The following is a 13,281-nucleotide window of genomic DNA, read 5'->3' as shown; positions in this document are numbered from 1 at the left end:
TCCGCACGACGTGAAGGCGGGCGCCGTCGCCGGCGCCCGCATCCCCGTCCGGAACCGGCGCCCCCGGCCCGACACGCCCTTACATGGCAAGCGTTACCGGTGGTATGTCATGCGCATGACTACCTCTCGAAGCGCTCGCTTCGTCTCCCTGCCCCGCGCAGGCGCGGTGGCGGCCGCGGTCCTCGCGGTGACCGTGCCCGGGCTGCCACCCGCAGCCGGGGCCGCCGTCGCTGCCGCGCCAGGCGGCACCTTCTCCGTACAGAGCGCCGTGAACGGCCTCAACGCCTCCGACAGCGGCGGCACCGTGGCGCTGCACCGGCCCAAAGGCAACGAGGACCGCCAGCAGTGGACGGCCGTCGCCGTGACCGGAGGGCAGGAACTGCGCAGCACCGACGACGCGAGCCACTGCCTCGGGCGTTCCGGCGCCGACGCGGCGATCGTGGCGTGCGGCGGCGCGAGCGCGGCCTGGGAGATCACGGCGGCCGGCGACGGCACGTACGCCCTGGGCGTGCCCGGCACCTCCGACCGTCTGACCCTGGGCGACGCGCCGAGCGGGGGCGTGTACCCCGAGCGGCCGCGCGTGGGCGCCGCGGGCCCGCTGTCCCGGTGGTACCTCACACCCACCCCGCTCCCCCGGGCCGCCATGCCGCCCGCCGACCAGCGCACCCTGGACCAGGTCACCTTCCTGACCGCGCACAACGCCTACGCCAACGGCGTCGACGGCGGCTTCGCCCCGCCCTTCGTGAACCTCTTCCCCAACCAGGCGCGCGGCATCTCGCAGCAACTCGACGACGGCGTCCGCGGCTTCATGATGGACATCCACCAGACCCCGGACGGCGCGATCCTCTGCCACAACAGCTGCACGCTGGTCAGCCGTCCCGTCGCCCTCTGGGTGGACCTGCAGCGGATGGTCGACTTCCTCCGGCAGCACCCGGGGCAGTTCGTCACCGTCTTCCTGGAGGACTACGTCTCCCCCGAGGTGCTGCGCTCCGAGCTCTCCCGGGTGAACGGTCTGTACGACGTCCTGTACCGCCCCGACCAGGACGGCGTGCGCGAGCACGGCTGGCCGACCATGGCCGACCTGGCCGCGCACGGCAAGCAGCTGATGATCTTCACCGACCGGACCCGCGGCTCCGACACCGGTCTCGAGCGCGACAGCTTCGGCGTGCTGTACCAGCAGGAGTGGACCGTGGAGAACTACTGGTCGATGGGCTCCGGCGCGAGCACCTCCGACTGGTCCTGTTACAGCCGCTGGTACGGCGCCGGGGTCAACGTCCCGCTCACCCGCGAGGAGCCCGGATTCCGGCCGCTGTTCGTCATGAACCACTTCCGGGACACGACCATCGCCGGCACCGCGTCCACCGACAACGGCAAGCTGCTCAACCGCACCCAGAACTTCTGCGAGCCCGCGGCCCGCAAGAAGCCGACGTACGTGGCCGTCGACCGCTACGACCTCGGCTCGCCGAAGAGCGCGGTCGACCAGCTCAACACCTACACCGTGGTGCCGTAGCCGTGGCCGCGACGTTACCGCGCCGGCCCCTCACGGCCGTGGCCGCCGCGCTCGTCACCCTCATCGGCCTGCTCACCCCCACGACCGCGCTCGCGCGGGATCCGGAACCCTCGGCCCCCGCCGCCCCCGCGGCGCGGTCCGCCGCACTCGCCGCGTCCTGGACCCCGCCGCTCAGCACCCGCGGACGTTACATCGTCGACGCCGAAGGCAACCGCTTCAAGCTCACGTCCGGCAACTGGCACGGCGCCAGCGGCACCTGGAACGGCTCGGGAGATCCGGCCGACCCCGCGAGCCACCACGCCGGCGAGGACTCCGGCCGCATGCCGCTGGGCCTCGACCGGGCGCCGATCGCCGAGATCCTCTCCGGCTTCGCCGGACTCGGCATCAACAGCGTCCGGCTGCCGTTCTCCGGCGAGATGATCCACGACACCGTCCCCGTCACCGACGCGGCCGTCGCGGCCAACCCCCAACTACGCGGCAGGACACCACTGCAGGTGTACGACGCCGTGGTCACCGCCCTGACGGACGCGGGCTTCGCCGTCATCCTCAACAACCACACCAACACCACGCGCTGGTGCTGCGACGTGGACGGCAACGAGCGCTGGAACGCCTCGCAGTCCACCGCCGCCTGGGAGGACGACTGGCTGTCCATGGTCCGCCGCTACCGCGACAACAAGCGCGTCGTCGGCGCCGACCTGTACAACGAGGTGCGGCGTTCGGTCTGGGACGACCCCAACTGGGGCCTCGGGGACGACCACGACTGGTTCGCCGCCTCGCAGCACCTGGGCGACCGCATCCTCCAGGAGGCCAACCCCGACCTGCTGGTCGTCGTCGAGGGCATCAACTGGACGGGCCTGCCCGTCGACGGCTTCCCCCACGACCGCCCCACCCTCGAACCCGTGCAGCGGCTGTCCCACACCCTCGTCCGGTCCGGGAAGCTGGTGTACTCCGCGCACTTCTACGGCTACACCGGCCCCCGCCACAGCGGCGCCACCGGCATCGGCGAGACCCACGACCCGCGCTACAGCGACCTCGGGCGCGACGAGCTGTTCGCGGAACTGCGCCGGCAGGCCTTCTACGTGTCGTCGGACACCGGCCGGCACTACACGGCACCGCTGTGGATCAGCGAGTTCGGCGTCGGCGGCCGGGACGAGACCAACGAGAAGTCCCGCGCGTGGTTCGCGAACTTCACCGACTTCCTGATCCAGACCGACACCGACTTCGCCTACTGGCCGCTGGTGGGCTGGCACGAGAACCGCCACGGCAACGGCTGGGCGCTCCTGCACTGGGACGCCGCCGGTCACCGGATGGGCCCGTACGACGGCGACGACTGGCGGGCCGGCGCCTGGTCCCGGCTCGTCGGCAGCCCCGGCCGCACCGGGTACGTGGCCCCCGTCGCCCGCTGGTCGATGCTCAGCCCGGACCACGGCGACTTCGTGCAGAGCCTGCGCATGCGGGCCCGTCCCGACTGGGACCCCGGCGCACGCAAGGCGGCGTGCCCGGACGGGCAGCGTCTGATCGGGCTGGCCCACACCGGCAACCGCGGTCTGTGCACCGACACCGGCGCCGGGGACCTGTGGGCGTCCTCGGGCGCGTACCAGGTCGTCACGGACGAGCGGTACGTCCCGTCGGGCGGGGACTGGGCTTCGGGCTACACCAAGCTGCAGTGCCCGGCCGGTTCGTTCCTCTTCGGCTACGCCGTCCGCGGCGCCGCCGTCTCCAGCGCGCTGTGCGCCACCGCGGGCACGGCCCTGGGCGGCGGCGGGCGCACCGTGTGGTTCGACCGGGGCGACGACCGTCCCGCGTCGGGTGCCGGCGGGGACTTCGCGTACGGCAGCTACAAGGGCCAGTGCGCGGACGGCGAGTACGCGGCGGGCATCGCCTACACCGGCCGCTTCGGTTCCTCCCGCACGCCGGACGCGTTGTACTGCCGGTCGCTTCCGTAGGGGGCGGGTCCGTGCCGCCGCCCACCGCGCCCCTGTGGCGGTGGGCGGCGGCACGGGGCCCGGTCAGCTGCCAGGGACGGTGTCGGTGAAGACGGTGCCCGCGGTGCGGTAGGCGGCCACCTTGGCGGCGACCTGGGCCGGGGTCAGCACCTGGTCCTTGACGAAGTAGACGTAGTCCACCTGCTGGTCGTAGGAGCGCGAGGTGCTGCCCGTCTGGCCTGCGAGGTCGATGAGCCAGTGGTTGAAGTCGATCCACTGGCCGGTCTCGGGCAGGTAGGGCTCGCCGTGGGTGCCGAAGACCTGGCCGTCGATGTAGTAGGTGATGGCGTTGTTGTCGATGGTGAACTGCAGGTCGTGCCAGCCGTCGTAGCTCCGGCGGTTCTCCGAGTGGGTGTTGACGGCGTTCCACGGGTCCGGGTTGTAGGTCTCCCAGGACGTCGTGTACATGATGTTGCTCGGCTCGCCCCAGCCGCCGTTGGGCAGGTACTCGAAGTCCTGCTCGCTGTAGTTCGGGTCCATCGGGGCGTTGAGCGGCGTGAAGGCGAAGAAGGTCTGCACGACGTGGTCCCCGTCGGGGCCGCCGGTCGGGGTGTCGTCGAAGCGCACCCGGGCGGCGTAGGTGCCGTTGCGGAACTTGCGGGCGCTGGTCTGGATCTCGCTCTCCTTGGTGCCGGCGGCGGTGCCGTCGGTGGTGAGGCGCAGGTTCATGACCTTGTTGCTCCCGGTGCCCGCCACGAAGGTGACGTCCTGCGGGGACCAGGTGGCGCCCGGTACGCCGGGGCCGCCCTGGCCCGACTTCACGGTCCAGCCGTGGCTCTGCAGCGCGGGGTCGCTGCTCGAGGTGTAGCTGAAGTCGTCGAAGAGCGCGGGTGCGTTGGGGTCGGTGGGCGGCGTGGTCGGCGGATCCGTGGGCGGCGTGGTGGGGTCGTTGCCGGCGGGCGCGGTGCCCCAGACGACCGAGCCGCCGCGCTGCACGGTGACCTTGTCCCAGTCCGCGTACGACGTCTGGGAGCCGTTGAACGAGTAGTCGTCGGACTGGGTCAGGCGCTGCCAGTCCGCGCGGTGGAAGCGCAGTTGCATGTCGCCGGTGTTCTGCCCGGGGGCGAGCGATCCCGCGCCGGAGGTGAAGCCGATCTCCAGGTAACGGTCGGCGGTGGCGGTGGGGTTGGCGAGGGTGCCGAAGGTACCGGTGATGTTGGCGCACCCCTTGACCGCCCAGGAGCACGCGAAGCGGTACGCGGTGGTGGGGCTGTCGGCCTTGAAGTAGTAGCGCAGGGTCACCTCGCCGAGCGGGACGGACGAGGTGCCCCGGTTGGTGATCTCGAGCCAGGGCTCGGTCTGGTCCGCGGTGGCCCCGGACGCGCTCGTCCGGTACTGCGCGGTGAGCGTGGCCGCCGCGGCGGACGCGGGCAGCGCGACGAGCCCGGCGCAGGCGAGACCCGCCGTCGCGCAGGCGGCCACGGCGGTGCGGACCCGGGCGGTGGTGCGGAACGGTCCTGACATGGGGACCCCTTCCAGTCGGGTGGAGCGCGTGGGGGAGGGCTTACCACTTGGCAACTGGTCTTCCACTGGTAAGGGAAGGTGGCATAGACCAGATGAGGGGTCAAGTCCCGTAACAGGAAGGGAATTCGGGACGTCGACAGCCCAAGCTACGGCGGAAGGCTGGAGAACTGGTCAGCAACTGGATAGCCTCGGGCCCACGGCATTGCACGGCGCTGCACGGCACTGCACTGCACGGCCACGGAGAAGGGCGGGGCGCATGACGGGTGAGGCACCGCGGTCACCGCTGAAACGGGAACGGGTCCGCGACCACCTCCTGGAACTCGTCGAGTCCCAGGCACCGGGCACCCCGATCCCCTCGGAGCGCGCCCTGTGCGAGCGGCTCGACGTCTCCCGCCCCACCGTGCGCTCGGCCGTCGACGAGCTGGTCACCACCGGCCTGCTCGTCCGGCGCCACGGGAGCGGCATGTTCGTCGCCCCCGAGAAGATCACCCAGGAACTCGCCCAGAGGGAGAACGCCTTCAGCCTGCCGCAGGCCTCCGGCCACTGGCTCAGCCGCGTCCTGGAGTTCGCCACGGTACGGGCCGGCGCCCGCGTCGGCCGCAAGCTCGGCGTGTCGCCGGCCGCCGAGATCGTCTACATCGCCCGCCTCCGCCTCGTCGACGGCGAGCCGATGGCCGTGGAGTACCTGCACGTACCGGCCGACCTGGTGCCGGGGCTGCGCGCCGCCGACATGGAGTCCGGGGACTTCTACGCGTACCTGCGCGAGCGGCACGGCGTCCACGTGCACGAGGCCGTCCAGTCCATCGAACCCACCGTCGCCAACGAGGAGGAGGCCCGGCTGCTGCACGTGCCGGTGCTCTCCCCCGCACTCCTCTTCGACCGCCTCACCAGTGACGCCGCCGGCCGCCCCGTGGAGTACGTGCACTCCCTCTACCGCGGCGACCGCTACCGCATCGTCTCGCGCCTCTCGCTCGCCGACTCCGCGCCCGCGGGCCGGCCCGTTCCGGCGGGACACCACCCGGGCATGCCCCCCGACGAACGCGCCGTCCCGGCCGGCACGCTCGCCCACGTGGTGGGGGACGTACAGCCCCGCGGATGAGGGCCCGCAACCCGTACACATGTGCGGCCCTCAACCCCTATGATCACTCCGCTCCCGTGTCCACCGGAGCCGCGCACGACCCGAGACAGGCCATCCACGATGTCCAGCAAGCCCCCCAAATCCCCTCTGTTGCCCGCCCGCTGCGCGCAGGCGGCGATAGCCGCGGCCGCGATCCTGGACGTGTTCCGGGCGGTGGCGCTCCGGGACTACTTCCTCCGTCCCACGCAGCAGACCCTGCACACCTCCGGCATGGTCTCCATGGTCTTCCTCTACGCCATGACGCTCGCGATCGTCCTGTTCCTCGTCTGGCTCGCACGGGCGCGGCACAACGCGCAGGCGATGACCCCCCAGGCGTCCCTCCCGTCCCGCGGCTGGACCATCGGCGTGTGGTTCGTCCCGCTGGTCAACTTCTTCGTCCCGCGTCAGGTGCTCCTGGACATCGGGCGCGCGAGTTCGGTCTCGTGGCAGGAGACGCGCGACAAGACGGTCGTGAACCTCTGGTGGGTGGCCTGGCTCGGACACGCGCTGGCGCTCCTGACCGCGGGTCACATCGATCCGGCCTCGATTCCGCTGGTCGCGCTCGCGGAGGCATTCATGATCGCCGCGGCCGTACTGGTGGGCATCCTCATCGAGCGCATTACCACGCTCCAGAACGCCACGCTGGGCACCTCGGTGGCCCTCTCCCCCGTCACGCAGTCATGAGGCAGGCTGCAGCCATGACCGGCTACGACATAGTGCGGGTCTTCTGCGGACCCGGCGGCGACCACGGCGACCGGTTGGCCGTGGTGCGTGACGGAAGCACCGTCACCGACGAGCAGGACCGCGTCGCGTTCGCCCGGCGATCGGGCTTCGCCGAGACCGTGTTCGTGGACGACCCCGAGCGGGGCATCATCGACATCCGCTCGGCGGACGGACGGCTGCCCTTCGCCGGCTCTCCCTGCATGGGCACCGCCTGGCTGCTGGACGCCCCCGAACTGATCACCCCGGCGGGGGTCGTGGGCGTGCGTCTCGACGGCGAGTTCACCTGGCTGGAGGCCAGCCCCGCCTGGGCCCCGCACCGCACCCTGCGGCAGTACGACTCGCCCGAGGAAGTGGACGCCCTGCCCGTACCGCCACCCGGCGAATGGGTCTACGCCTGGGCCTGGGAGGACGAGGCCGCTGGACGCGTCCGCGCCCGCGGCTTCCCGGGCCGCGGCGACGGCGTCGACGAGGTCGAGGCCACCGGCTCGGCGGCGCTGCTGCTCACCGACCGCCTCGACCGCTCCCTGAACATCGCCCAGGGCCGCGGCTCCCAGATCCTCACCGCCCCCGCACCGGACGGGCTGGTCGAACTCGGCGGCCGCGTCCACCTGGAGCGCGCCGTCCCCGGCACCCCCACACGCACCCGCCCCGCGATCACTCTCGGCACACCGACCTCCTCCCGCCGCCGTATCCATCTGCTCGACCTCTGACCCATGGCCGGGGACCGGGCGGTGGACCTCATCTCGCTGACCGACGGGGAGGGCCGTCTCCTCGTCCGGGTGCTGGGGCGGCACGTGCCCGGCGTGCTGCCCCGGCACGACGTCCTTGACGCGGAGATCACCGTGACGAGCGGGTTCGCGCAGCGGCGCCTGGGAGTCTGCCTCGATCCGGACGACCTGGACCGCTGGTCCGATGTCCTTACGGCTGCCCGACGGCTGGTCCGATGAGCACGTCGAGCGCCTGCGCCGGGTGCGCGAGGCATGGCCCCGTGATGGCGGAGACCTCACCGAACGCCTACGAGCGGCCTCGTTGACACGTGCTGCGCGTCGTCGGCTGTGAGACCGCCCTGAGGTCCGTCAGCGAAGGAGGGAGCCGTCCATCGCGCCGAGCCGGCGGATCTCGTCGAGCGGGAACGGGGTCTGCCTGCTCTGACGCTGGAAGGAGAGGTTGAAGTCGGAGATCACCGCGGCGACCGGCGCGTGCCGGGCGAGGATCGCCGTGGCCACCTCCGGGATTCCCGTGGGGCGTTTGCCCTCCGCGTAGGCGCGCACCAGCGCGTAACGGCCTTCCCGGTCCTCCCTCCGGAATCCGTACAGTGCGGTGACCAGCCAGTTCACCAGGTATGTGGCGGTGTAACAGCGGTCGTAGGCCTGATGCCGGTCGAAGAAGTCGGCTTCCTCCTGCGACAGTTCGAACCCGGAGGACAGGGCGAGGCCGTAGTCCGCGAAGTACAGCCGCCGGCCGTCGGTCAGGATGTTCTCGAAGTGCGCGTCGAAGTGCAGGAGCCCGTGGCCGTTCATGAACGAGATGCCGGCCTCCAGTTCCCTCTCCACCATGGCGCAGGCCCGGTCGGCGGTCTCGTCCCCTGCTTCGACCTGGGTGCCCAGCCACTGGTGCAGGTTCTGCGGGATGTACTCCAGGAAGAGCGCGACGCTCGCCGAGGACTGCTGGAGCGCCTCGATCCGGCGGCGCACCTGCGGTCCGCCGCCCCAGTAGGCGACGGCCCTTTCGATGTCGGCCAGTTCTTCGGGCAGGGGCGTCGAGTCCGGCAGCACCCGCCAGTGGTACATCAGGGGGAAGCCCTCGTGTTCCCCCGCGAGCACCCAGTTGGTCGTCATGGTGTGCACGGCGAGCTCGCGCCAGGCCCCGAAGCCCGGCCCGCCGATGGTGCCGACGCCGTACTGGCAGAAGACGGGCATCTCGAACAGGTTCGCCGTGGACCGGACGTGCTCGGGTTGCCTCTCCAGATCGGTGAGGGGCACCCGTTTCACGAAGACCGGGGTTCCGGCGACCTCCAGCAGGGCCGCCTTCCCCCCGATGCCGGACCCGAGCGGTACGGCCGTGTCGACGAGCTCGCGCAGGGCACGGTCACTGCGCAGGGCCAGGGAGGTGGAGACGGCACCATGGGCGGCCAGACGCCCACCACGCGACATGTCGGGGCACTTCACTGCGGCCTCCACCTTGACACTCCCGCCGAGCGCAACGACCACACTCTATGTCACGCTCCACGACGGAATCCGGGGAGGGCCGGCCCCGGCGGACCGCCGCCGGGGAAAAATGCCTGGCCCCGGCGTTCCGCTCCGTCGCAAGATGCCCGCATGGGCGAACGGTTGCGGAACAGCGCATGGCAGTACGTCGCGGGGATCGTGCCCGTCGAGGACCTGCCCATGCTGGCGGCCCACGCGCTCGTGGACGGTGACGATTCGCCGGCACTGAGGGAGCTCGCCGGGCTGTCGCGCCGCGACGACGCGGCCGGGATCCGTGAGCTGTACCACCGGGCCCTGAGTGAGCTGGGCATCCCGGTGCCGGACGAGGAGACCGCCGGCCGGCGGGTGCTCCTCGACCGTGCGCGGGCGCTCGTCCGGGGTGAGCTGACCGCGGTCGAGGTGGCGTGCGGGCTCTACGCGGCCGCGGCGGACACCCCGGAGGAGACCCACTTCCTCGAGACCGCTGCCGTGTACAGCGAATGGCTCCTCCCCGCGCTCCTGCCTGGCTGGGAGCGTGATCTGTGCGCCGCGGCCCTCGCCTTGGTGACGTCCGCCGGCCGGCCGTGACTGCGGGCCGGCTAGGACCGGCGCGCGTACAGCGCGTTGCCCAGCGCCAGCACGCTCAGGCCGAACATCAGCACGCCAAGGGGGACATGGACCGACGGTATGTGGGCGATGCCCAGCACCACCTGTGCCGAGGCGAGGACGAGGAAGCAGGAGGCGTACAGGATGGGGCGGGGCGATCCGCCGCCCGGCCGCCACGCGAGGATCGCGGCGAGCACGTACAGCATCGAGGCGCCGTACATCACGCGTGCTCCCACACCGTGCAGCACCTCGCCGTGGGACGAGGAGAGCAGTACTCCGGCGGTGACCGCCTGGAAGAAGATCGCCGAGGTCTGCAGGACGATCGCGACCTGGAGGAAGGTGAGGCTGCGGTGTTCTGCCGTTGTCCGTGTGGCCATGACGCGGTCCCTCTTCTGTCGCACGGGTGCGGATCGGTACTGTCCCGTCACTCCGACGACCTGGACCCGTGAACTGTCAGGCGGGGCACCGGCCTGACGAACGGGTGCGGTGTCCCGTCGAAGTGACGGGAGCAGAAGCGGACGGGACGAACAGGGAGCGGTCGCGAGGATGAGCAGCACCCCATTCCGGTCAGGGCACGACCGGTCGGAGCCGGACCTGAGCGTGGTCGTCGGCGAGCGGCGCCATCTCATCAACCTCGCCTACCGGCTGCTCGGTTCGCTGGCCGAGGCCGAGGACGCCGTGCAGGAGACCTACGCCCGCTGGTACGCGATGTCGCGGCAGCAGCAGGAGGCCATCGAGTCGCCCGGCGCCTGGCTGACGACGGTGGCGAGTCGCGTCTGCCTGGACCTGCTCGGCTCGGCCCGCGTCCGGCGCGAGCGCTACGTCGGCTCCTGGATACCCGAGCCGCTGCCCGACCGTGCGGAGTGGACCGGCGGGCGCACCGTCGGGGGCGGGGCGGAGTCGGCCGACCCCGCCGACCGGGTCACCCTGGACGAGTCGGTGACCATGGCCTTCCTGGTCGTGCTGGAGGCGATGACGCCGGCCGAACGCGTGGCGTTCGTCCTCCACGACGTCTTCCGGTTCCCCTTCCCGGAGGTCGCCGGGATCGTCGGCCGGACACCGGCGGCCTGCCGGCAGTTGGCGTACTCGGCCCGCCGGCGTGTGCGCGACGAGCGGGACCCGGCGGTGCCGGCTGCCGGACAGGCCGGTGTGGTGCGGCACTTCAAGGAGGCCTGGGAGGCCGGGGACATCAAGGCCCTCGTCGGCCTCCTCGACCCCGATGCCACGATGGTCGCGGACGGCGGCGGGCAGGTCGGCACCGTCCTGCGCCCGGCCGAAGGCGGCGAGCGCATCGCCCGGTACCTGGTCCACATCGCGGCGAAGTCGCCGGGTCTGACGCTCCTGGAGCGGACGGTCAACGGCCTGCCCGGCCTGGTGGCCCAGCACGCCGGGGTCACCGTCACCGTGGCGGCGTTCGGCGTCACCGGCGACCGCGTCACCCGCATCTGGGCGGTCCGCAACCCGGACAAGCTCCGGCCGTGGACGGCGAGCGGATCCGCCTGACGTCGCCGCTCAGGCGACGTCCGCGCTGCCTTCGCGGTAGACCTTCGCCGAGGCGATCCGCCCCTCGCGGAGCTCGTAGAAGGCGGCGATGGGGCAGGTGCGGCGCTCGCCGCGGTAGGTGAGGGTCTCGGTCATCTGGCAGGCCGCACGGTCGTCCGCGGCAATGAGGTCGTGCACCTCCAGCGTCGGGAGCAGCCCGCGCATCGCCTCGTCGAAGAGTCCGGTCAGCGCGGCGCGGCCGCGCACCGTGGTGGTACCGGTGATCCACACGGCGTCGTCGGTGAAGCCGGCGAGGAGCGCGTCCAGGTCCCGGGCGTTGAAGGCCGCTACGTGCGCGTGTATCGCCGCCGCGGCGTCAGTGGTGGTCACGGGTGCCAGTGTGGCAGGGCCCCGCGGGGCCGACCTGGCAGTGGTCGGTCCCCCGGGGCCGGTGGTGCGGTCCCGGCGTCAGTGCCGGCGTCGGCGTCGGCGTCAGTTGACGTTGACGGCGGACCAGGCGGCGGCGACGGCGGTGTACTCGGCGCTCGACGCGCCGTAGAGGTCGGTGGCGGCCTTGAGGGCGGCGGTGCGGGCGCCCGCGTAGTTGGTGCCGGAGGTCATGTACACCGTGAGGGCGCGGTACCAGATCTTGCCGAGCTTGTCGCGGCCGATGCCGCCCACCGTGGAGCCGTTGCAGGTGGGGCTGTCGTAGCTGACGCCGTTGATCGTCCTGGCGCCGCTGCCTTCGGCCAGCAGGTAGGCGAAGTGGTTGGCGACGCCGGAGGAGTAGTGGACGTCGAGGTTGCCGACGCCCGAGCTCCAGCAGTCGGCGGAACTTCCGTCCTTGGAGGGCTTGTCCATGAAGCGCAGCGCTGCCTTGCCGAAGCCGGGCTTCACGATGCGTTCGCCGATGAGGTAGTCGCCGGTGTCGGAGGCGTTGCCCGCGTACCACTCGACCAGCGTGCCGAAGATGTCCGAAGTGGCCTCGTTGAGGCCACCGGACTCCCCGGAGTAGGTGAGGCCCGCGGTGCGCGAGGTGACCCCGTGGGACATCTCGTGCCCGGCGACGTCGAGGGCGACCAGCGGCCCGAAGGTGGTGCCGTCACCGTCGCCGTAGGTCATGCAGAAGCAGCTGTCGTCCCAGAAGGCGTTGTTGTAGTTGTTGCCGTAGTGGACGCGGTTGTACGAGCCCTTGCCGTCGCCGGCGATGCCGCTGCGGCCGTGGACGGTCTTGTAGTAGTCCCAGGTCTCGTCGGTGCCGTACTGGGCGTCGACGGCGGCCGTCGCGCGGTCGGCGGTGGTGCCGGTGCCCCAGTGATTGTCGGCGTCGGTGAAGAGGACCGCGGGGGCCCGGGAGAAGCAGATGCCGAAGATGCACAGGTCGGTCTTGTTCTGCGCGTCGCCGGTGTAGGTGTTGCCGCGGGTGGGGTCCTTCAGCTGGTAGGTGCTGCCGCTGAGGGTGGTCTCCAGGGACACGGTGCCGGCGTACAGGGACTTGCCGTCCCCGGCGGCGGTCTCCAGGGCGTCCCAGGCGTCGATGCGGGCGCCGGTGCGGGCGTCGGTGAGGACGACGCGGGCGGCGGGGTTGCCCAGGCTGTCGAGGCCTACGGCCGTGGTGCGCCAGGCCAGCCGGGGCGTGCCGTGCAGCGCGTCGACGACGAGCTGCGGCTTGGCCTTGGCCTGCCGGAAGGTGGTCCCGCGGTGGGCGGAACGGAGCGCGGCCAGGCCCTTGTCGGCGGCGGTCGCGGCCTTGACTGCGGGGGTGGTGCTCGGGACGGCGAGGTCGGAGCGGGTGGCACGCTCGGCGCCCTCGTAGGCACCGCCCGGGGCGAGGTGGACGACGAGGTCGCCGCCGAGGACCGGCAGTCCGCGGTAGGTCCGGTCGTAGCGGACGTGCTGGGCGCCGTCCGTGTCGGTGACGACGTCGCGGACGGTACGGCCCTGCGCGGACGTGAGGGAGAGCCGGCCGGCGTTGGCCGTGACGGCGGCGTCGGCGCGGGCGACGCCGGTGGCCCGGGAGGGGAGGTCCCGTCCGGACGCGGAGGCCGCGGAGGGCGTCAGGAGGGCGGCCGTGACGGCGGTCGCGGCGAGCGCCGCGGATATGGCGGTCGCGGCACGTCTGGTGCTGGGCTGCATCGTGCTCCTCTGGTGGGGGGCGTGCGCGGTCCCCGCATCTGCGTCCGGCCACGGTGGGGCGGCCCCGGGTGC

General features: G+C 72.0%; 13 protein-coding genes. 8 read left to right on the top strand and 5 right to left on the bottom strand.

Going from position 1 to position 13,281, the window contains the following annotated elements:
• Positions 1–115 precede the first annotated feature (115 nt).
• A complete protein-coding gene (locus ACFYYN_RS39790) occupies positions 116–1,510 on the top strand; it encodes a phosphoinositide-specific phospholipase C-related protein (protein WP_500549665.1) in 1,395 nt (464 codons plus the stop codon).
• A 2-nt stretch (positions 1,511–1,512) separates the two neighbouring features.
• Complete coding sequence (locus tag ACFYYN_RS39785; RefSeq protein WP_500549664.1) at positions 1,513–3,456, top strand: glycoside hydrolase family 5 protein; 1,944 nt, start codon at positions 1,513–1,515, stop codon at positions 3,454–3,456.
• 63 nt (positions 3,457–3,519) lie between these two features.
• On the opposite strand, the gene ACFYYN_RS39780 is transcribed toward ACFYYN_RS39785, so the two are convergent.
• Positions 3,520–4,959, bottom strand: a complete 1,440-nt coding sequence (locus tag ACFYYN_RS39780) for a cellulose binding domain-containing protein (RefSeq protein ID WP_500549663.1) — start codon at positions 4,957–4,959, stop codon at positions 3,520–3,522.
• A gap of 256 nt (positions 4,960–5,215) precedes the next feature.
• On the opposite strand from ACFYYN_RS39780, the gene ACFYYN_RS39775 reads away from it, so the two are divergent.
• From ACFYYN_RS39775 to ACFYYN_RS39760, 4 genes are all read left to right on the top strand, one after another.
• Positions 5,216–6,058 (top strand): GntR family transcriptional regulator, encoded by an 843-nt coding sequence (locus tag ACFYYN_RS39775; RefSeq protein WP_500549662.1) that lies wholly within the window; start codon positions 5,216–5,218, stop codon positions 6,056–6,058.
• A gap of 99 nt (positions 6,059–6,157) precedes the next feature.
• The gene (locus ACFYYN_RS39770; RefSeq protein ID WP_500549661.1) at positions 6,158–6,760 is read left to right on the top strand and encodes a DUF4328 domain-containing protein; all 603 of its coding nucleotides are present in this window, start codon (positions 6,158–6,160) and stop codon (positions 6,758–6,760) included.
• Positions 6,761–6,774: 14 nt separating this feature from the next.
• Positions 6,775–7,509, top strand: coding sequence for a PhzF family phenazine biosynthesis protein (locus ACFYYN_RS39765; protein ID WP_500549660.1), 735 nt, complete (start codon positions 6,775–6,777; stop codon positions 7,507–7,509).
• A 3-nt stretch (positions 7,510–7,512) separates the two neighbouring features.
• Entirely contained in the window at positions 7,513–7,746 is a 234-nt protein-coding gene (locus ACFYYN_RS39760) for a DUF5959 family protein (RefSeq protein WP_500549659.1), read from the top strand.
• A 129-nt stretch (positions 7,747–7,875) separates the two neighbouring features.
• On the opposite strand, the gene ACFYYN_RS39755 is transcribed toward ACFYYN_RS39760, so the two are convergent.
• Positions 7,876–8,952 (bottom strand): protein kinase family protein, encoded by a 1,077-nt coding sequence (locus ACFYYN_RS39755; RefSeq protein ID WP_500549676.1) that lies wholly within the window; start codon positions 8,950–8,952, stop codon positions 7,876–7,878.
• 165 nt (positions 8,953–9,117) lie between these two features.
• Here ACFYYN_RS39755 and ACFYYN_RS39750 point away from each other — a divergent pair, with 165 nt between their 5' ends.
• Entirely contained in the window at positions 9,118–9,573 is a 456-nt protein-coding gene (locus ACFYYN_RS39750; RefSeq protein ID WP_500549658.1) for a hypothetical protein, read from the top strand.
• Between the two features lie 11 nt (positions 9,574–9,584).
• On the opposite strand, the gene ACFYYN_RS39745 is transcribed toward ACFYYN_RS39750, so the two are convergent.
• Positions 9,585–9,968 (bottom strand): hypothetical protein, encoded by a 384-nt coding sequence (locus tag ACFYYN_RS39745; protein WP_500549657.1) that lies wholly within the window; start codon positions 9,966–9,968, stop codon positions 9,585–9,587.
• Positions 9,969–10,137: 169 nt separating this feature from the next.
• Here ACFYYN_RS39745 and sigJ point away from each other — a divergent pair, with 169 nt between their 5' ends.
• Complete coding sequence (sigJ, locus tag ACFYYN_RS39740; protein WP_500549656.1) at positions 10,138–11,094, top strand: RNA polymerase sigma factor SigJ; 957 nt, start codon at positions 10,138–10,140, stop codon at positions 11,092–11,094.
• A gap of 9 nt (positions 11,095–11,103) precedes the next feature.
• Here sigJ and ACFYYN_RS39735 read toward each other — a convergent pair whose 3' ends face one another.
• Both ACFYYN_RS39735 and ACFYYN_RS39730 read right to left on the bottom strand, forming a co-directional pair.
• Positions 11,104–11,463: a nuclear transport factor 2 family protein gene (locus ACFYYN_RS39735; protein WP_500549655.1), complete on the bottom strand. Its 360-nt coding sequence runs from the start codon at positions 11,461–11,463 to the stop codon at positions 11,104–11,106.
• Positions 11,464–11,565: 102 nt separating this feature from the next.
• Positions 11,566–13,209, bottom strand: coding sequence for a M4 family metallopeptidase (locus ACFYYN_RS39730; protein WP_500549654.1), 1,644 nt, complete (start codon positions 13,207–13,209; stop codon positions 11,566–11,568).
• Positions 13,210–13,281: the final 72 nt, after the last annotated feature.

Source organism: Streptomyces sp. NPDC001902, from assembly GCF_042891295.1.
Taxonomy (GTDB): domain Bacteria; phylum Actinomycetota; class Actinomycetes; order Streptomycetales; family Streptomycetaceae; genus Actinacidiphila.
Note: the sequence above shows the minus strand (reverse complement) of the source record. Positions and strands in the feature narration are given on the sequence as shown.

Coding starts and splice junctions, on each gene's coding strand:
- ACFYYN_RS39790 (WP_500549665.1), top strand. CDS start 116: ATGACTACCTCTCGAAGCGCTCGCTTCGTCTCCCTGCCCCGCGCAGGC.
- ACFYYN_RS39780 (WP_500549663.1), bottom strand. CDS start 4,959: ATGTCAGGACCGTTCCGCACCACCGCCCGGGTCCGCACCGCCGTGGCC.
- ACFYYN_RS39775 (WP_500549662.1), top strand. CDS start 5,216: ATGACGGGTGAGGCACCGCGGTCACCGCTGAAACGGGAACGGGTCCGC.
- ACFYYN_RS39770 (WP_500549661.1), top strand. CDS start 6,158: ATGTCCAGCAAGCCCCCCAAATCCCCTCTGTTGCCCGCCCGCTGCGCG.
- ACFYYN_RS39765 (WP_500549660.1), top strand. CDS start 6,775: ATGACCGGCTACGACATAGTGCGGGTCTTCTGCGGACCCGGCGGCGAC.
- ACFYYN_RS39760 (WP_500549659.1), top strand. CDS start 7,513: ATGGCCGGGGACCGGGCGGTGGACCTCATCTCGCTGACCGACGGGGAG.
- ACFYYN_RS39755 (WP_500549676.1), bottom strand. CDS start 8,952: ATGTCGCGTGGTGGGCGTCTGGCCGCCCATGGTGCCGTCTCCACCTCC.
- ACFYYN_RS39750 (WP_500549658.1), top strand. CDS start 9,118: ATGGGCGAACGGTTGCGGAACAGCGCATGGCAGTACGTCGCGGGGATC.
- ACFYYN_RS39745 (WP_500549657.1), bottom strand. CDS start 9,968: ATGGCCACACGGACAACGGCAGAACACCGCAGCCTCACCTTCCTCCAG.
- sigJ (WP_500549656.1), top strand. CDS start 10,138: ATGAGCAGCACCCCATTCCGGTCAGGGCACGACCGGTCGGAGCCGGAC.
- ACFYYN_RS39730 (WP_500549654.1), bottom strand. CDS start 13,209: ATGCAGCCCAGCACCAGACGTGCCGCGACCGCCATATCCGCGGCGCTC.